Origin of the sequence: Bacteroides sp. An51A (genome assembly GCF_002161565.1) — a bacterium.
In the GTDB taxonomy this organism is placed as follows: domain Bacteria; phylum Bacteroidota; class Bacteroidia; order Bacteroidales; family Bacteroidaceae; genus Phocaeicola; species Phocaeicola intestinalis.
Genome location: NZ_NFIC01000005.1, coordinates 300,399 through 318,317, shown reverse-complemented (window position 1 = coordinate 318,317; position 17,919 = coordinate 300,399). Strand labels below are relative to the sequence as shown.

The following is a 17,919-nucleotide window of genomic DNA, read 5'->3' as shown; positions in this document are numbered from 1 at the left end:
TGCTGGAAACTATAATTTTACCCTTACCTCACCGTTGCCGCGTCCGTATGGCGATAACCTCGCAGAAAATCGGAAACATCCATCCGTTTCTTGCCTGCCAGCTGCAACGACAGGAGATGAAGGTAACCATCTGTAGTAGCTACCTTGAGATAAGACTTTCTGTCGGTCACAATGGTACCAGGGACCAGCGAATGGCTGGCAAATTCCTTGGTTGTCTCATATATCTTCAATGTAACAGGCAATGCATCCGGTTCACACAGTTCTGTCCACGCAGCAGGATAAGGTGACAATCCACGGATAAAGTCGTATACCGCCTTCACGCCTTTCGTCCAGTCGATGCGACACGTTTCCTTGAATATCTTTGGTGCCGGATGAAGGACGGTTCCTTCTGCCAATTTTTCCTGTGGAACAGTCTTCACACTATTATTAAGGATAGCATCGACAGTCTTCAGCACCAGATTACCCCCTAGCCTCATCAGTCGGTCATAAACCATACCTACATTGTCCGTGTCGGCTATGGGAACACGGACCTGGTCGATAATTTCCCCCGTATCGATTTCGTGCTTTAGAAAGAAGGTAGTGATACCCGTTTCTGTCTCTCCATTGATGACCGCCCAATTGATAGGAGCCGCTCCCCGATATTGAGGCAATAAGGAAGCATGAAGATTAAATGTACCCAAACGGGGCATTTGCCATACCACTTCGGGCAACATCCGGAACGCTACCACGATTTGAAGGTCAGCATGCAAGGCACGAAGTTCTTCCAGAAAATGTTCGTCTTTCAGTTTTTCTGGCTGCAACACCTTTAATCCTTGTGAAACAGCATACTCTTTTACCGGACTGGGCTGGAGCACACTTCCGTGACGTCCCACCGGCTTGTCGGGCATCGTGATAACCCCTACTACATTGTATCCGCCCTCTACCAGACATTTCAGACTCTCCACTGCAAATTCGGGAGTACCCATATAGACGATACGTAAATCAGTCTTTTCCATATATCTTTTTCTTGTTTATGTTTCTCATTCTGCCGAGAGGTCTACCAACACCTGACGATAGGTATTCAGCATTTTCGACTTCGACACGAATCCCAAATAACGGTTAGCCTCATCTACTACCGGCAAGTTCCATGCACCCGTAGTATCAAATTTCTTCATCACCTCTTCCATCGAATCGGTTTTTACGATGCGTGCCTTAGGCTTTTCCATAAAGCCTTCCACCCAATACCGGTGATACAGCTCCTGGCGAAAGATAATGTTCCGTATGTCGTCCAGCTTCACGATGCCTATCAATTCATCGTTGACATCAACCACGGGAAACAGATTACGTTTCGACTGAGAGATAACTTTCACCATCTCGCCTAAATCCATGTCTGGGCGAACTTTCAGAAAATCGTTCTCCACAATACTCTCGATGTTCATCAATGTCAGCACTGCCTTGTCTTTATGATGAGTTATCAGTTCGCCCTTCTTCGCCAGACGCATCGAATAGATGCTATGAGGTTCGAACACAATAATAGTAAGGTAGGCACACACCGAAACAATCATCAGCGGCAAGAACAAGGCATAACCACCTGTCAGTTCTGCAATCAGGAAAACACCTGTCAGCGGAGCATGCATTACGCCCGACATCAGACCCGCCATTCCCATTAAAGCAAAGTTCTTTTCCGGGATATAAGTAGTGGCCAAATCACATTCATTGCATACGTACGAGAAAACGAAACCGGCAATACACCCTAGGAAAAGGCTCGGAGCAAAAATACCACCACAGCCTCCACCGCCGTTCGTAGCACTGGAAGCAAACACCTTAAACAGGATAATCAGTAACAGGTAAGGTATCAGCAAGTGCGTATCGCCATAAAAAAGCGAATTATTCATTACCGTGTCCCATTCGCTCTCCTTGGTACCGTTCAGCAGCAGTGTAATAGTATCGTAGCCTTCACCGTAAAGCGGCGGGAAAAGGAAAATCAGAACACTCAACATCGCTCCTCCTATCACAAACTTCACGTACGGGTTGGGATAACGGCGAAAGATATTCTCTATCCAGTTCATTGCACGGGTAAAATACCATGCCACCAATCCGCAGAAGATACCCAGCCCGATGGCATAAGGAATACGCTCCAGCGAAAAAGGATAATCCAGATGAAACTGGAACATCGCCTCCGTACCCGTCAACAGGTAAGACACCGAAGCAGCTGTCACGCTAGTGATAAGCAACGGAAGCAAGGATGCCATTGTCAAGTCAATCATCAGCACTTCCAGCGTAAACACCAGCCCCGCAATGGGTGCCTTGAAGATACCAGATACTGCCCCGGCTGCCCCGCATCCCACCAGGAGCATTAACGTCTTATGGTCCAGGCGAAACAGGCTTCCCAAGTTAGAACCGATGGCCGAACCAGTCAACACAATCGGTGCCTCGGCTCCCACTGAACCACCGAAGCCGATGGTTATTGCCGAAGCACACACTGACGACCACATATTATGCCGCTTGATGTGACTCTGCTTCCGCGAGATAGCATACAAGATTTTTGTCACCCCATGACTGATGTCATCACGCACTACCTTACGGATAAACAATCCTGTAATAAAAATACCGACCACCGGATATACCAAGTACAGCCAGTTGGCACCCATCGGGTCGAAACGGTCAGTCAGGAACTCTTTGATATATTCTACCAGAAACTTCAACACGTAAGCTGCCAGTGCCGTAAACACACCTACCAGCAAGCTCAGTATCAGAATGAACTGTTTGTCTTTAATGTGCTTCTCGCGCCACTTGATGAAACGCTGAAGCACATCCCATTTCTCTTCAGAAGTCCTCATTATTTTCAGTTATTTAATTCACCCGGAAGAAACACGGATACATGCAGATTTTCATGAATTATCATTCCATAAATAAAAATCGCTTCATCGTGTTAACCCCCGTTTCTTTCCTCGCATGGAGTTCATTTCATTCACGGATAATCTTCACTTCGCCCCCTTTACCCAACTTAATGATGCTGGATGGTTTGGGATGACCGGTTTCTTCCCGACGATAATCTACCACATAATCCACAGCCTGCTTGATTTCCTCACTTATTTCGCTGAATACTGCCGGTGACGGCTGCCCGCTGATATTTGCCGAAGTGGAAACGATAGCCTTGCGGAAACGAAAACAAAGTTCTTTCGAAAAAGCCTCATTGGTCACACGGATACCTACACTCCCGTCTTCGGCAAGCAGGTTAGGTGCCAAATTTCTCGCGCCATCGTAAATGATGGTCAAGGGTTTGGTGGTCATCTCTATCAGATCCCATGCTACAGGAGGAACCTCACGTACATAAAAGTCGACCTTTACCGGACTATCTACCAGCACAAGCATCGCCTTACTGTCTGCCCTCCGCTTGATTTCATACACCCGTTTCACTGCTTCCTCGTTGGTAGCATCACACCCGATGCCCCATACCGTATCAGTGGGATAGAGAATCACTCCTCCTTTATACATCACTTCACATGCTTTCCTGATTTCTTCTTTCATCATATCATACCTATTTATATAAGGAATACAGAAGCGTCGAGACACAAAAACACAAAAAAATCTTCAAGAAAACGCTTTGCGCCTCCGCGTCCTTGTGTTCCAAAAACCACAAGTCGCACAAAAGTACAAAACTTTCATTAAATTTGCACGAAGAAAGCCTTACTTTATGACAACCGAACGAAAAATCATCCATATTGACATGGATGCCTTCTATGCATCTATCGAGCAACGCGACCATCCCGAGTTGAAAGGAAAACCCGTTGCCGTAGGCCACGCCGACAAACGCGGCGTAGTGGCTGCTGCCAGCTACGAAGCCCGCAAGTACGGTGTACGTTCTGCTATGTCGTCGGTCAAAGCGCGTAAACTCTGCCCTCATCTTCATTTCATCGAAGGCAGAATGGACGTGTACAAAGAAGTATCAGCACAGATACACGAAATCTTCCACCGCTACACCGACCTCATCGAACCCATCTCGCTGGACGAAGCCTTTCTCGATGTGACCGAGAATAAGAAAGGCATGGAACTGGCGGTAGATATAGCCCGTGAAATCAAACGAAGCATCCGCGATGAACTGCACCTCATAGCTTCGGCAGGTATATCCTACAACAAATTCCTCGCCAAAGTAGCTTCCGACCTCCGCAAGCCTGACGGCTTATGCACCATCCATCCGGCACAGGCACAAGACTTTATCGATCACTTACCTATTGAGGCTTTTTGGGGTGTAGGCCCCGTCACGGCACAAAAAATGCATATTCTAGGTATCTATAACGGACGGACATTGCGCGAATGTTCGCTGGAAATGCTTGTGCGCCAATTCGGTAAAGCTGGACAGATATACTACGATTTCGCCCGCGGTATTGACAACCGGTCTGTAGAACCAACCCGTATCCGTAAATCCATCGGGTGCGAGCATACCCTGGAAAAAGACATATCTGTACGTTCTGCGGTCATCATCGAATTATACCACGTGGCCTGCGAACTGTGCGAACGCTTAGAACGGAAAAACTTCCAAGGCTCTACCCTGACCCTTAAGGTGAAATTCCATGATTTCACCCAAATCACCCGTAGCTTGAGTACAGACAAACCGCTCCGCACCCTGAAAGAAATCCTCCCTCTCGCCAAGCAATTACTGAATGGAGTAGATTACGAAACTCACCCTGTGCGCCTGCTGGGACTTTCCGTATCCAATCCCAAAGAAAATTCGTTTACCTCTCGCAACAGCGAGAAAAAAGAATGGATTCAACTCCGGCTAAACTTTGACGAATAAGTATTAACAGACAACTATAATGCAATGATACGGCTTTCCGAAGTAAATTCTAATGCAGAAAGATTGAAAGAAGTAAGCCAATAGGCACGGCAAAACAAAGAACTGACAGGCAAGCATGCCACTTCCTGATTCAGCCGATGAAAAAAAACAGAAAACGGCTCGCTACCTTTTCTTTCTATAAAAAAAGGAGACACGAAAATCATGCCAGGCAACCATTCTGTATGACTGATTTCCTCTGCCAACGGATATATCCGGACAACATTCCCAGCTTCATCCAATTCAAGCACCGGAAAAGACAGCCAATCCCCTGTATTCACTTGGTAAACACGGTGCGTAGCCACACGTCTCATTTTCTGTTCTCTATTTTCCTGACAGGTTGTATTTGACTACGGCCTACCACTCTTTCTTTCCGCTCCAGCCTTGATGTATCTCTGACTGCAACAGTATCCGGCACAGAAACGGCTTCTTTCTCTTTTACGTGATAACGGGTCAAATGGATATCATTTACCAATAACGATGTTCCCGTAGACTCTTCATCCATAAAATAAACAAAACCACTGATGCTTTGAATGGCAAAAGCCGAATCGGGACGCAGATACAAACGCTGCATCCCCGAATGTGTAACCATGCGGGTCAAGCCTTGCACACTGTCGTTATCGAAATAAAAATTAAGTGCCATAACAGCCTTGCCCGATTGTTTCGCCGAAGAAGGGATAAAGTGGAAATCAGCCTTCAGCTCCATAGCATCATAAGGCTTGAATGTCGTATCCGTCTTCAAATCAAAAACCACCTTGTTGGTCAACGGAGAAGCAGAGAGCCAATACAACGGACGGTCTTGCCATACATCTACCGTATCGCCCGACATCGAGACATCAATCTGATTGTCCCGCTTTGCCACTACTTCCTTCATCTGCTTTTCCTCTTTCTCCAACCGTTCCTGCAAGCTGCGGTAAATTGTTGCCAGTTCCTCTGCATGACGGGTATACCATACCATCGACGAGTCAAACTCGGCCTCGGTCACCTGATGCTTTTGGAAAACATAATCCAAATAAGCGTCTTTCTTGTACGATTCGGCATACGGTAACGAGGTGCTCATGGTAGAAGCCAGATGATAATCATACAGCAGGCTCTCCATGGCATCCGGCTGGATAATGTCATCGGGAATCTTCTTCCCGCAACTTGCCAGCAAGCCTAAAGCCAATACTACATACAATCCAGTCGTTGTTCTCATGATTGTTTTTCTTCCTTGGTATTCTCCATTTTCTGAAACTCTTGTCCCAATGTCCGACTATAAAACAAAAATGCTGCAATCACTCCACAACTGATTGAAGCGTCTGCAAAATTAAAAATGGGACTGAAGAAAATAAAGCGGTCACCGCCACAGAAAGGCATCCAGTCGGGCCAATAAGTATCAATAATAGGGAAATAGAACATATCCACCACCTTGCCATGCAGCCAAGAGCCATATCCTTCACCTACCGGCACCCAATGGGCCAGTGTATAAGAAGTACTCTCGCTGAAAATTTCACCATAGCACACACAATCAATGATGTTGCCTATGGCTCCAGCCAGCATACAAGCCAAACAAACGATATACCCTGTTTTCAACTTTTCTGCCCGATGCGTAGCCTTATACAAATACCACGTAATGAATATGACTGCCACAATACGGAACATCGTAAGAAGTAGCTTCGGAAGGATTTCCATTCCAAAAGCCATTCCTTTATTTTCCACAAAAACAAGATAAAACCAATCTGTAATATGAATGCTTTCGTGTAAGTACATTCCTGTCTTCACACAAATCTTGATTACCTGGTCTATTACCAATACCACGAAAACTATCAAAGCCGCCAGACGCCCTTGCGTCAGAATCTTCTTCATCTATCCACTTTATTATAGGTGACAAGCCAACGAGTTGACAAGTTGACAAGGTTCTTTCAGACATTTTATCTTTCTATCTTAAAGCCCTGTCACCTTGTCAACCGATACCTTGCCGACTCAATCATTTATTTTACTCCGTGCTGCTTTGCCTCAATGCTCAGCGTGGCATGAGGCACGGCACGCAACCTTTCTTTCGGAATCAGTTTCCCCGTCTCGCGGCAAATGCCGTACGTCTTGTTCTCAATACGTACCAATGCGGCACGCAAGTTCTGGATGAACTTCAGCTGACGGGCTGCCAGGCGGGTTGTCTCTTCTTTCGACAACGTGTTGGCACCTTCCTCCAATACTTTATAAGTAGGGGAAGTATCGTCCGTATCGTTGCCGTCCGTATTCATGATACTGCTTTTCAATTTTTCATAGTCGCGCTCGGCGAGCTGAAGTTTCTCCATGATAATAGCGCGGAATTCTTCGAGTTCTGCGTCAGAATATCTTGTCTTTTCAGCCATAAAATAATAATTTTAAAGTTAATAATTAGAGTTTCGACACTTTCACATACAACGTGAAATCATCAAAGTTCAGTTCAACACCACCCGGCACCTCATCAGACAGTTCCAATGAGTTTGCCAACACTTGGTTGCAAATATACGTATTATATTCTTTTACCGCATCATCTGTATTCGGATTTTTTGACAATACCAAATGAATCTTGTCGGTTATCTCAAAACCACTGTTCTTACGGATATTCTGAATGCGGTTCACCAGTTCACGTGCTATACCTTCCCGGCGCAAGGATTCAGTGATGGTCACCTCAAGTGCTACCGTCAGCTTGCCTTCGTTAGCAACCAGCCAACCGGGGATATCTTCGCTGTAGATTTCCACATCCGATGCTTCTATTACCGCTTCTCCATCCGCAAGCTGAAGCGCATATTTCCCGTTCCGTTCCAGTTCGGCAATGGCTTCCTGCGACAATTCTGCCACAGCTGCCGCTACGGCTTTCATCTGCTTACCGAACTTCGGTCCCAGCTTCTTGAAGTCACATTTCACCTTCTTCACCAGCACGCCGGCTTCTTCTACAAACTGAAGCTCTTTCACATTCACCTCACTTAAAATCAAATCCTTCACTGCCTCGATGTGACGTTTCTGTTCCTCATCCACTACGGGAACCATGATGCATTGAAGCGGTTGGCGCACCTTGATATTCACCTTGCGGCGCAAAGCCAGTACCATCGAAGTCACATCCTGCGCCATCTGCATACGCGCTTCCAGTTCCTTGTCTATCAGGCTTTCATCCGCTACGGGGAAGTTTGCCAAGTGTACCGATACCACATGGTCACGCTCCGTCACCTTTATCAGGTCCATATACAGGCGGTCGGCATAGAACGGAGCAATCGGAGCCATCAGTTTCGCCACCGTTTCCAGACAAGTGTATAAGGTCTGGTAAGCCGACAATTTGTCTTGCGACATCGCGCTTCCCCAGAAACGTTTCCGGTTCAGGCGCACATACCAGTTACTCAGGTTATCGTTTACGAAATCCGTTATCAAGCGTCCTGCCTTTGTAGGCTCGTAATCATTGAAGCAAGCATCTACATCTTTTATCAACGAATTGAGCAAAGACAGAATCCAGCGGTCGATTTCCGGACGTTCTGATACCGGCACTTCTTTCTCGGCATAGGTAAAGCCGTCTACATTGGCATAAAGAGCAAAGAACGAATAGGTATTATATAAGGTGCCGAAGAACTTGCGGCGCACTTCGTCCACTCCGTCCGTATCAAACTTCAGGTTATCCCACGGAGCCGAGTTCGTAATCATGTACCAGCGCAAGGGGTCGGAACCGAACTTCTCGATGGTACTGAACGGGTCTACCGCATTGCCCAAACGCTTCGACATCTTGTTTCCGTTCTTATCCAACACCAATCCGTTGGAAATGACATTCTTGTAAGCCACGCTATCGAATACCATCGTAGCTATCGCATGGAGCGTAAAGAACCATCCGCGGGTCTGGTCTACACCTTCGGCGATGAAATCCGCCGGATAATACGAACGGCTATCTACCAGTTCTTTGTTCTCGAACGGATAGTGGAGTTGAGCGTAAGGCATCGAACCCGAATCAAACCATACGTCTATCAGGTCCGCCTCGCGCTTCATCGGTTTGCCCGCAGGCGAAACCAAGATGATATCGTCCACATACGGACGGTGCAAGTCTATCTTGTCGTAATTCTCTTTCGTATATTTGCCCGGCACGAAGCCCAGTTTCTTGTACGGATTCTCCGCCATGAAACCAGCCTCAACCGCTTTCTCGATTTCATTATACAATTCTTCTACCGAACCGATGCAGATTTCGGCACCGTCTTCGTCGCGCCAGATAGGAAGCGGAGTCCCCCAATAGCGCGAACGGCTCAGGTTCCAGTCGTTCAGATTCTCCAGCCACTTGCCGAAACGTCCCGAACCGGTCGATTCCGGTTTCCAGTTGATGGTCTTGTTCAGCTCAATCATCCGTTCCTTGCAAGCCGTAGAGCGGATAAACCAGCTATCGAGCGGATAGTAAAGCACCGGCTTGTCGGTACGCCAGCAGTGCGGATAGTTGTGCACGTGCTTTTCCATTTTGAACGCCTGGTTCGCCTGCTTCATCTTCATGCAGATATATACATCGAGCGATTCAGCCGCTTGCGCCGCCTTCTCATCATACTTGCCATCAACGGTGAACTGTGGGTCGTAAGCGTTCTTCACCCATCTGCCCTGATACTCTTTATAGGTATCCACGTCTACACATTCGGCTACGAACTTCTCGTCCAGCTCGTCCAGCAGGTAGAACTTACCGGTCAGGTCCACCATGGGGCGTGTCTCGCCTTTCTTGTTAATCATAAAGAGCGAAGGGATGCCTGCGGCTTTTGCCACGAAAGCATCATCGGCACCAAACGTAGGAGCAATATGTACGATACCCGTACCGTCTTCTACGGTCACATAGTCACCCGCAATGACACGGAAAGCTTTTGCAGAAGCGTCACGCCAGTTTCCGTCTTCGTCCAGCTCTACCGGCTTCACCCACGGGAAGAGCTGCTCGTATTCCATGTCTACCAAGTCGGGACCCTTGTATTCGCCCACTACCTTAAACGGCACCAGCTTGTCGCCCGGCTTGTAGTCTTCCAGCGCCATGCCTTCCGCCTTCTTGTTGAAGTGTGTGTAAAGCAAAGCCTTTGCCAGGACCACCGTTATCTTCTCGCCGGTATAAGGATTGTAAGTCTGCACGGCTACATAGTCTATCTTCGGACCAACGCAGAGCGCGGTATTCGAAGGCAATGTCCACGGTGTAGTGGTCCATGCCAGGAAATAAGGAGTTCCCCACTCCGCCATTTCTGGTTTCGGGCTCTTTATCTTGAACTGGCCTACTACAGTAAGGTCTTTTACGTCCCGGTAACATCCCGGCTGGTTCAGTTCGTGCGAGCTAAGTCCCGTGCCTGCCGCGGGAGAATAAGGCTGGATGGTATATCCTTTGTAGAGCAAGCCTTTCTTATAAAGTTGTTGCAAAAGCCACCACAAGGTTTCGATGTAGCGGTTGTCATACGTAATATACGGATTATCCAAGTCTACCCAATAGCCCATCTTGTGGGTCAGGTCGGTCCATTCCTTGGTGAACTTCATCACGTCCGTACGGCAATGCTGATTGTATTCAGCCACTGATATGGTCTTGCCTATGTCTTCCTTCGTAATGCCCAACGCTTTCTCTACACCCAGTTCCACCGGAAGCCCGTGCGTATCCCAGCCTGCTTTGCGCTTCACCTGAAAGCCTTTCATCGTCTTGTAACGGCAGAAAGTATCCTTAATGGTACGCGCCATCACGTGGTGGATGCCCGGCATACCGTTTGCCGAAGGAGGCCCTTCATAGAATACAAAAGAAGGATGCCCTTCACGTTCTGTCATACTGCGGGAGAACACGTCGTTCTCGTCCCATTTCTTCAGCACTTCCTTATTGATGTCAGAAAGGTTCAGTTGTGAATATTCGGTAAATTTCTTACTCATATATAGAATGCATTTAGCTTTTTCGTCTTTTCCTATCGGGAATACTCTCCCCGAATTTAGGCTGCAAATTTATAAGAAAAAAGAATAAGCAAAAAACTTTTCAGCTAATATTCACATAAACAAGCGTTAATTTGTTTCGGAAGGCAATGGCGTTTTCAATGCAAATCACTATCTTTGCAGTAAATTTAAAACAGATGTTTATGCCCACTCATTCATTCAAAGCAGCCTACAATACGGGAGAATCATGTATTAATTTGGTTTTAGGTGTATATATTTTCACTGAAGAGGGAATCTATATTGCTTATTGCCCTGCACTCGACATTTCCGGTTATGGCGAAAACGAGCAGGAAGCCAAACAATCTTTCGGGGAAGTAGTGCGCCAATACTTAGATTATTGCATCCACGAACACACATTAACGGAAGATTTACAAAAGCACGGATGGAAAGTAGAAAGCATAAAACAACACAAATTCAAATCTCCTGATACAGTTTCAATGATGAAAAAGAATCCGGACTTCAAAAATCTGATAGAGAATAAAGAATATTCAAAATATATGGAAAATCTGTCCATCCCTTCTTTTGCATGAATACACAAAAATTAAGCAATATCCCGTTAAACGAGTTCCGCGAATTTCTTAAGAAATCCGGATGCAAGAAAATCTCAACAGAGGGAGGGCATGAAAAGTGGGTGCGAAAAGATTTAACCCGACCGATCATCTTACAAACCCACATCAGCCCTGTTCCTGAATTCATCGTCAAGAACACATTAAGGAATTTAGGTCTTACGAAAAAAGATTTCTTTGAAATTCTTTTTGATTGCGGACAATAAAACTAATATTTGCTTTTGATATCAATATACTTTTATTGTAAATTCCATTTGATTTTTGGCTTAAATCCAAAACATAATTTGTGTGTCAAAAGGATAGTTGATTTTCATTTATGAATCACCCCACGTGGAATTTCCGCGTGGGGTGATTCTTCAGTTTTATTCTTCATTAGTAGTTTTGTGTGAGCGAAGGATTATAGAGTACGGCATTTTGCGGAAAAGGGAATACCCATAGAGGTGAATCGGGTGAAATAGAATATGTTCCGCCATATTCAGGTCCCAAATCACGTGTGATAGTTTCGGCATATTCCGGTTCTGAGTTCCAACGCTTACGGTCACAGAAATTCTCAATCGTATTGATGAACTCTACACGTTTGGCGTCCTGCAAGAGTTTCATAGCTTGTTTTTCGGTCAGTCCGGATGCTTGATTGGCAAAAGGTGTATAGTTATCTATACGCATGGCACGTACGCGGTCTACCTGTGCCAATCCGCCCTGGATATTGCCCTGCCGAATCATACATTCGGCAGCAAGATAATACATTGTTTCTGTACGGATGCCCCACACGTTCCAGCGGATATCGCTTATCTGACATTGCAGGGAACCATCGGGTAGTACTTGGTAAGGTTCGCCCCAAGGCATTCCCATATAGTTATAATATTTCATGATGTAATCATTGGGATCGATGAGGGCCGCCACATCAGGCGAAATGGTAAGTCCATAGAAATCACCCAAATTGGAGTTGTTGCTCCACAACAGAAAATAGTTGTTGGAGGCTGTTTCGTTAAGTGTCCATGTTCCGGTCTCTTTGATAGACGACCGGTCTTCCAGACGATTGTTTACACCCAATGCCAGATTGGCGTAACGGAGTGCTTCATCGTAACGCTTCATTTGGAAAAGCACACGGGCACGCACCCCATAGCCGAAATCAAGTCCGAAACGGCAAGGGATATCTACATGGCTTTGGATAAGGTCCGCCAGAACCTCGTCGCTGCAATCTTCCAATATCCGTTCGTATACTTCCGCAATAGTACGTTTTGTTTTTTCTTCGCTTACGTCCGTGTTGTCCACGTAGGGAATGCCTCCCAGCTCGGATGCCGTTGCCTCATCGTATTGCTTAGCGAAAGTATTGACCAGAATAAAGTGGTACCATGCGCGGAGGATGTGTGCTTCGGCGATGATTTGCCGGCGCTTAGCATCGTCTCCAGTAGCTTCGGGTGCCTTGGAGATGATAACGTTCATGTAGTTTATACTACGATACAGGTATTCATACACATAGCTGGAAGTAGTGAGACTGGCACGGTCTACGTTTTCATCGTATGTGACGAGGGCATAAATCAGACTGTTGGGATTGGCAAGGTATTCGGGTAGCCCTTCCCAATAGTCGTACATGTTATTGCACAATATTTCGTATTCGTTGTTCGAGATAGTGATTTGCGGGTCTTGATTGAGCAAGGTCTCCAAATCATCTACGGTATTAAGGGTGGTCATTCCTTTCGGTACAATGTCAAGTTTGCTTTCGCAGGCTGCCATACAGAGAAAGACGACCATAGCCAGTATAGTAAATGCTTTTTGTTTCATCGCTTATCGTTATTAAAGGTTAAAGTAAACGCTCATGGTATAGCTGCGTGGAACGGTGTTGTAATTACTTCCGTTAACGGGATTTACTGCCTCTGGGTCAAGTCCCAGGCTGTTGCGTGCCCACGTACATACGTTGTTCATCTGGAAACGGATGCGGAGGTCGTTCAGTCCGATAGCACGGCAGATGCGCTTGTCGAAATTGTATCCCAGCACAATGTTGCGCAATTTCACGTATCCGGCATGTTCCACATTGGTGTTTCGGTAAATGCCATATTGGGTATTGGTATAATGTATGGACATGTATCCGTTAGCAGGTACATCGGTGTTTCCTTCCCAATATTGCAACAGGTCTTTCGAAAGCTCCCCTTGTCCGAATGTATTCTTATAGCCCGAACCGCTTCCGGCAGAAGAACTCCATGCATCATTTCGAGTACGCATATAGTGTCCTCCATAGAAGTTGAACATAGCCGACAAGGTAAATCCTTGCCATGTAATTTCGGGGGTGATGGCACCACTTATCGTAGGGGTGTAGGTACCAGAGAACACGGCATCTTCTTCGGTAAATGTCCCACTTGCAACGGATTCCGTATGGACTTCACCATTTTTATCGCGCCAACCTAAGAAATAAGTGCCGTCTTGTTCTACCATGCCGGCATAGTCGATAGAGAAGAGCGAATTGAGTGGATAACCTTCGTGAAGTGACATTGTGAGGTATTCGTAGCCTGATTCGGGATAATGGGATACTTTAGTCACTTTGTTTTTATTGTATGCGAAATTGAAGCCTAAGTCGATGCCCAACTGGCTGCGCTTGCGGGCACGTAAGATGTTGCCGTTCAATTGCAGTTCGACACCCTTGTTGGTCATTTCTCCGCTGTTGATGGTCAACGATGTCCAGCCGGTAGTAGGATCAAGGTCGGTATTGGTCAGCAGGTCGCTTCCGCTCTTGGCATATAAATCTACAGAACCGTTTAATCTATGGTCCAATAAGCCGAAATCTATTCCCACATTCCAAGTCTTGGTCTTTTCCCAGCGCAACTGGTCGTTTGGCGGTGTCTGAAGCGAGCCTTGGTTTTCTCCGTTATAGCGGTTTGTCCCGATGCTGGCGGTGAGATAGGATGATACCGATGAGTCGATATTTCCTGTCAGACCGAAGCTGGCACGGAGCTTGAGGGCGTTTATCCAGGTAATGGGTTTCATGAACGACTCGTTGTTCAAGTTCCAGCTGACACCTGCTGACCATAACGGACGTCCGCGGAATTTCGGATCGGCACCAAATAAGTCGGTACGGTCTACACGATATGAACCGAAAAGGCTATAGCGTTGGTCGTATACGTAGTTGGCGGTGAAGTAATACGAGTAATAGCGGTGCAGTATATCGCTCGTATCAAAGCTGCTGGGAGCACCGAACACCGGATAATTGGTTCCCAACACGCCTGTTGTTGGATTATTGATGAAAGCCCAATCAGTGAGTAGGTTCAGGTTGGTCTGTGTCTGGTCATTGTATCCGTAACGCAAGTCATTGTCGGTCGTCGTATGGGTCTGACGATATTCGAAACCAGCCAGGGCATCTACTGCATGGAGACCGAATTCCCGGGTGTATTGTGTCTGGGCACGGAATGTATAAAACTGGCTTGACACGTTACCGGTAGAGAGCAAGTCGCCATCGGGGACAGCATGATTCACCTGTGTGTTTATCACCTGCATCATGCCCAGGTACGGGTCGCTCCAGTCTGTATTGGGGTCCATCAGGGCAGAGTCCCAGTCAAAGTTTGGATCGGCCACCCATTCGCTTACTTGTGAAGCGGTGGTATAAAGGTCGTACAGGCTGCGCATGAAGTGTGAGGCGTTGTCGTAACGGGTCTGCGTACGCGAGGTAATATCTTCATATTGGAATTGTGCCTGTGCGGTCCAGCCTTCCACAGGAAGGTGAAAAAGAGTCTTCACATTAGTACGCACATTCGTATAGCGGTATTTCGTAAAGTTATAGTTCATTTCTTCCGCAAAGTTATAGGTCGGGTCTTTTAGCCCATAGAGCGAATTGCCGAGAACTTCTTCGCCGGGATAGATGTCCGCCTCCATCCGTTTCAATGAACCGTCATCATTGTACATGCTTTCGTATGCCATGAACGAATTCATGGCATTGTAGCTGGTACTGGCATGTGTCTTTGAGCGGTTGTTGAGCACGTTGACTCCAAAGGAAAGATTCCACCAAGGGGTCACTTTCAGGTCGCCGTTATAAGAAAAGGTGAGTGAACTTTCGTTTTCGCGCTTGGCTCCCATGTTGCCTCCCATGTAGTTTACCACAATGCTCGAACTCAGGTTCTTGCCTTTGACACGGATGCCAAGGTTATATTGGTGGTTTATTTTGGTACGGTCGTGCATGTCCTGCCATTCCTTACGGTAATCGTTCCGGCTCCATTTGTCGAGGGTAGCGTTGAGGTCGGCATCACTCAGCAGTCCTTGATAATTCTGCAACAGCAGACGCATTACTTGCGACTGGTTGGAAATCATGCCGTTGTTGGCATAGTCGATTTGTTGTTGAATCAAGTTCGGGTCTTCATTCAGCATGGCATTGAAATTGTATTTTTCCAGCTGGATAATATCGGCCGCCGAAGCCCAATTGTAGTTGTCATAGTTCTGACGTTCACTGATGACAAGGTCGGCATTGAAGTCGATGGACATGCGGTCTTCCTTGGCACGCTTGGTAGTGATGACGATGACACCGTTCGAAGCACGTGCACCATAGATGGCTGACGCTGCGGCGTCTTTCAATACCGTAATGTTGTCGATGTCATACGGATTTACGGTATTGAGTCCACCTTCGATAGGCAATCCGTCCACGACTATCAAAGGACTAGTACGTGCTTCAAAAGTTCCTATACCGCGTATGCTCAGTGCGTCCTCTCCCGTGGCATAAGGGTCAGGAGTTACGGCAACCAGTCCCGGAACCCGTCCTTCCAGATTCGAGGCAATGTCTCCCGTATAACGGGTGTCCATTTCTTTTCCGCCGATGAGCTGATACGAACCAGTAGCGTTCTCGCGCTTGATATTCTGGTATCCGGTGACAATCACTTCGTCCATTAATGTAACATCGGGTTCCATCTGGATACGGACGTATTTGGTCTCTTTCGGCAGATGGAGCGTTTGTATCTTCATGCCGATGTAAGAGATAATCAGAGTGGATGCCTGGGAATTTGTCTGTATCGAGAAATTCCCTTCTATATCAGTAACGGTTCCTATCTGGGTGCCTTTTACGCGGACGGTAGCTCCGGGAAGCGGTTCGCTATTTTCATCGAGGATAGTTCCGACAATGGTTTTCTCCTCAATGTCTTTTATCTCTTTGACGAGCGATTTTTCCGTTTTCGTCTGTGCCCATATTCCGGACGGGGACACGATGCTCCACATCCCGATTAAGAAATAAGCTAAATGTTTCATTTCATTTGAGTTTTTAGTTAATGGAGGGGTTATTTCCCTAAGGCTTCATTGAGTATTTTTTCAATATTCCTGTTGGAAGGACGGGCAGCATCGACCGAGATGATTTTCCCGTCACGCCCCACGATAATAAAGCGGGGAATGGCGTTGATGTCCATTGCATCAAGAAATTCGCGCCCCGTCTTCACATCAAAGATGAAATTAGGCCACTGGGGGTTGTCGCGGTCTACTTTCTTCTCCCACGCTTTCCGGTTATCATCTTGCGAGATGCTGACGAACACAATATCTTTGTTGTCTTTGAACTTTTCGTAGACTTTTTCCATAAAAGGAATTTCCTTGCAACACGGTACGCACCAAGTGGCCCAGAAGTCAATGTACGCCACTTTGCCCTTAATGACTTCTGAAAGGCAGGTCTTTGTCCCGTCGCGGCTTATCAACACAGGGTCGGAAGGGAATACTTCTCCGTCATTGATGTGTTTGTTGCGTTTGGCTATGGTCTCTTTTATCTTTGCCGCGAGAAGGGAATCCTTGACAAGTTGGGACTGAATTCCGTTGACGAAAACGGTGATGTCGCTATCCGAAGGTTGATAAAGAAAAAACATCGAGCTGAGTGTAGCATACAAGTATTTTTTGTTGCTTTCGTTGGTAAGTGCGCTATCTATGTCCGCGAATTGCTTTATAAAATAAGGAGTAAGCTGGAGTGTTCCGTTGTTGTTTCCTAAGTTAGCCCTATTATACCAATGATTAATAAGTCCGCTCAGACGGCTTTCATCGGCATTGGGGTCGATAGTGGCAACAAGTGAGTCTATCTGTGCCCGGTGGTCGATGCTGTCCATGCTTAAGATTTGTATGGTATAATATTTTTTGCTTGCATCAGCCAGTCGTGCATAACGCTCGCGCACCGTGGCATCTTTTATGCCTTTCAATGCGTTTTGTGCAGCTTCATAACCGGCATCCAGGTTAGCATTCCATTCTGCGGTACTGAACGGGTGGTCTGGGGTAGGCTTGAAGGTCCAAGGGGAAAATCCTTGCTGGTAAGCGTTATAGAATGTACTACGGTCGGTGTTGTCTCCTTGGAATGTCACATTTTTCCCGTCGATGTCCATCTTGACCGACTTTCCTTTTTCGAGAAAAGCTCCGTAGCTGTCGCTTCCGACATACAGGGCGACATCGGCTTCGTTTCCGGCAAGTTGGGGATTAAATACGAACAAGCCTGTCGAATCGGTTGACACATTTTCTACAAAGGTATTACCGTTGTAATCATAATAGAAAGTAATTTCGGTAGGTTCGGATACATTGATTTTTCCTTCCAAAAGAGGGGCATTATCAGATGAACTGCATCCGTAAGACACAAGGAAACCTGGTGCCACGAAAAGAAGAATTGATTTCAAATTAGCCATAAGCGTT

General features: G+C 46.6%; 13 protein-coding genes. 2 read left to right on the top strand and 11 right to left on the bottom strand.

The annotated features are described in order from the left end of the window. Nucleotides 1-23: 23 nt before the first annotated feature. The 3 genes from fmt to B5G04_RS11805 all read right to left on the bottom strand — a co-directional run bounded on the left by fmt (nucleotide 24) and on the right by B5G04_RS11805 (nucleotide 3,510). Nucleotides 24-995 (bottom strand): methionyl-tRNA formyltransferase, encoded by a 972-nt coding sequence (gene fmt, locus B5G04_RS11815; RefSeq protein WP_087397303.1) that lies wholly within the window; start codon nucleotides 993-995, stop codon nucleotides 24-26. A 24-nt stretch (nucleotides 996-1,019) separates the two neighbouring features. After that, nucleotides 1,020-2,819, bottom strand: a complete 1,800-nt coding sequence (locus tag B5G04_RS11810; protein ID WP_022038957.1) for a chloride channel protein — start codon at nucleotides 2,817-2,819, stop codon at nucleotides 1,020-1,022. 127 nt (nucleotides 2,820-2,946) lie between these two features. After that, entirely contained in the window at nucleotides 2,947-3,510 is a 564-nt protein-coding gene (locus tag B5G04_RS11805) for an L-threonylcarbamoyladenylate synthase (protein WP_164470539.1), read from the bottom strand. Between the two features lie 166 nt (nucleotides 3,511-3,676). Between B5G04_RS11805 and dinB the strand changes: the two genes are divergently transcribed. After that, the gene (gene dinB / locus B5G04_RS11800) at nucleotides 3,677-4,777 is read left to right on the top strand and encodes a DNA polymerase IV (RefSeq protein ID WP_087397302.1); all 1,101 of its coding nucleotides are present in this window, start codon (nucleotides 3,677-3,679) and stop codon (nucleotides 4,775-4,777) included. Nucleotides 4,778-4,791: 14 nt separating this feature from the next. Here dinB and B5G04_RS11795 read toward each other — a convergent pair whose 3' ends face one another. The 5 genes from B5G04_RS11795 to ileS form a co-directional block, all read right to left on the bottom strand. After that, entirely contained in the window at nucleotides 4,792-5,127 is a 336-nt protein-coding gene (locus B5G04_RS11795; RefSeq protein WP_087397300.1) for a hypothetical protein, read from the bottom strand. Next, the gene (locus B5G04_RS11790; protein ID WP_022038961.1) at nucleotides 5,124-6,008 is read right to left on the bottom strand and encodes a DUF4296 domain-containing protein; all 885 of its coding nucleotides are present in this window, start codon (nucleotides 6,006-6,008) and stop codon (nucleotides 5,124-5,126) included. The genes B5G04_RS11795 and B5G04_RS11790 overlap by 4 nt, the downstream gene beginning before the upstream one ends. Beyond that, nucleotides 6,005-6,658 (bottom strand): lipoprotein signal peptidase, encoded by a 654-nt coding sequence (locus B5G04_RS11785; RefSeq protein WP_022038962.1) that lies wholly within the window; start codon nucleotides 6,656-6,658, stop codon nucleotides 6,005-6,007. The genes B5G04_RS11790 and B5G04_RS11785 overlap by 4 nt, the downstream gene beginning before the upstream one ends. Before the next feature lie 125 nt (nucleotides 6,659-6,783). Then, nucleotides 6,784-7,164: a TraR/DksA C4-type zinc finger protein gene (locus B5G04_RS11780; RefSeq protein ID WP_013619469.1), complete on the bottom strand. Its 381-nt coding sequence runs from the start codon at nucleotides 7,162-7,164 to the stop codon at nucleotides 6,784-6,786. A 25-nt stretch (nucleotides 7,165-7,189) separates the two neighbouring features. Further along, nucleotides 7,190-10,675 carry an isoleucine--tRNA ligase gene (gene ileS, locus B5G04_RS11775; protein ID WP_087397297.1) on the bottom strand — a complete coding sequence of 1,162 codons (3,486 nt, stop codon included), beginning with the start codon at nucleotides 10,673-10,675 and terminating at the stop codon, nucleotides 7,190-7,192. A 200-nt stretch (nucleotides 10,676-10,875) separates the two neighbouring features. Here ileS and B5G04_RS11770 point away from each other — a divergent pair, with 200 nt between their 5' ends. Continuing rightward, nucleotides 10,876-11,262 carry a hypothetical protein gene (locus B5G04_RS11770; protein WP_143269956.1) on the top strand — a complete coding sequence of 129 codons (387 nt, stop codon included), beginning with the start codon at nucleotides 10,876-10,878 and terminating at the stop codon, nucleotides 11,260-11,262. A 408-nt stretch (nucleotides 11,263-11,670) separates the two neighbouring features. On the opposite strand, the gene B5G04_RS11760 is transcribed toward B5G04_RS11770, so the two are convergent. From B5G04_RS11760 to B5G04_RS11750, 3 genes are read right to left on the bottom strand one after another with little or no spacing between them, the layout of a single operon-like run. Beyond that, a complete protein-coding gene (locus B5G04_RS11760; protein WP_087397293.1) occupies nucleotides 11,671-13,080 on the bottom strand; it encodes a RagB/SusD family nutrient uptake outer membrane protein in 1,410 nt (469 codons plus the stop codon). Between the two features lie 12 nt (nucleotides 13,081-13,092). Further along, complete coding sequence (locus B5G04_RS11755) at nucleotides 13,093-16,515, bottom strand: SusC/RagA family TonB-linked outer membrane protein (protein WP_087397291.1); 3,423 nt, start codon at nucleotides 16,513-16,515, stop codon at nucleotides 13,093-13,095. A gap of 29 nt (nucleotides 16,516-16,544) precedes the next feature. Next, the gene (locus B5G04_RS11750) at nucleotides 16,545-17,912 is read right to left on the bottom strand and encodes a TlpA disulfide reductase family protein (protein WP_087397289.1); all 1,368 of its coding nucleotides are present in this window, start codon (nucleotides 17,910-17,912) and stop codon (nucleotides 16,545-16,547) included. Nucleotides 17,913-17,919: the final 7 nt, after the last annotated feature.

Bases quoted from the DNA above. Each gene is read 5' to 3' on its own strand.
- B5G04_RS11805 (WP_164470539.1), bottom strand. From the start codon at position 3,510: ATGAAAGAAGAAATCAGGAAAGCATGTGAAGTGATGTATAAAGGAGGA.
- B5G04_RS11750 (WP_087397289.1), bottom strand. From the start codon at position 17,912: ATGGCTAATTTGAAATCAATTCTTCTTTTCGTGGCACCAGGTTTCCTT.
- B5G04_RS11755 (WP_087397291.1), bottom strand. From the start codon at position 16,515: ATGAAACATTTAGCTTATTTCTTAATCGGGATGTGGAGCATCGTGTCC.
- dinB (WP_087397302.1), top strand. From the start codon at position 3,677: ATGACAACCGAACGAAAAATCATCCATATTGACATGGATGCCTTCTAT.
- B5G04_RS11790 (WP_022038961.1), bottom strand. From the start codon at position 6,008: ATGAGAACAACGACTGGATTGTATGTAGTATTGGCTTTAGGCTTGCTG.
- B5G04_RS11810 (WP_022038957.1), bottom strand. From the start codon at position 2,819: ATGAGGACTTCTGAAGAGAAATGGGATGTGCTTCAGCGTTTCATCAAG.
- fmt (WP_087397303.1), bottom strand. From the start codon at position 995: ATGGAAAAGACTGATTTACGTATCGTCTATATGGGTACTCCCGAATTT.
- B5G04_RS11785 (WP_022038962.1), bottom strand. From the start codon at position 6,658: ATGAAGAAGATTCTGACGCAAGGGCGTCTGGCGGCTTTGATAGTTTTC.
- B5G04_RS11760 (WP_087397293.1), bottom strand. From the start codon at position 13,080: ATGAAACAAAAAGCATTTACTATACTGGCTATGGTCGTCTTTCTCTGT.
- B5G04_RS11780 (WP_013619469.1), bottom strand. From the start codon at position 7,164: ATGGCTGAAAAGACAAGATATTCTGACGCAGAACTCGAAGAATTCCGC.
- B5G04_RS11770 (WP_143269956.1), top strand. From the start codon at position 10,876: ATGCCCACTCATTCATTCAAAGCAGCCTACAATACGGGAGAATCATGT.
- ileS (WP_087397297.1), bottom strand. From the start codon at position 10,675: ATGAGTAAGAAATTTACCGAATATTCACAACTGAACCTTTCTGACATC.
- B5G04_RS11795 (WP_087397300.1), bottom strand. From the start codon at position 5,127: ATGAGACGTGTGGCTACGCACCGTGTTTACCAAGTGAATACAGGGGAT.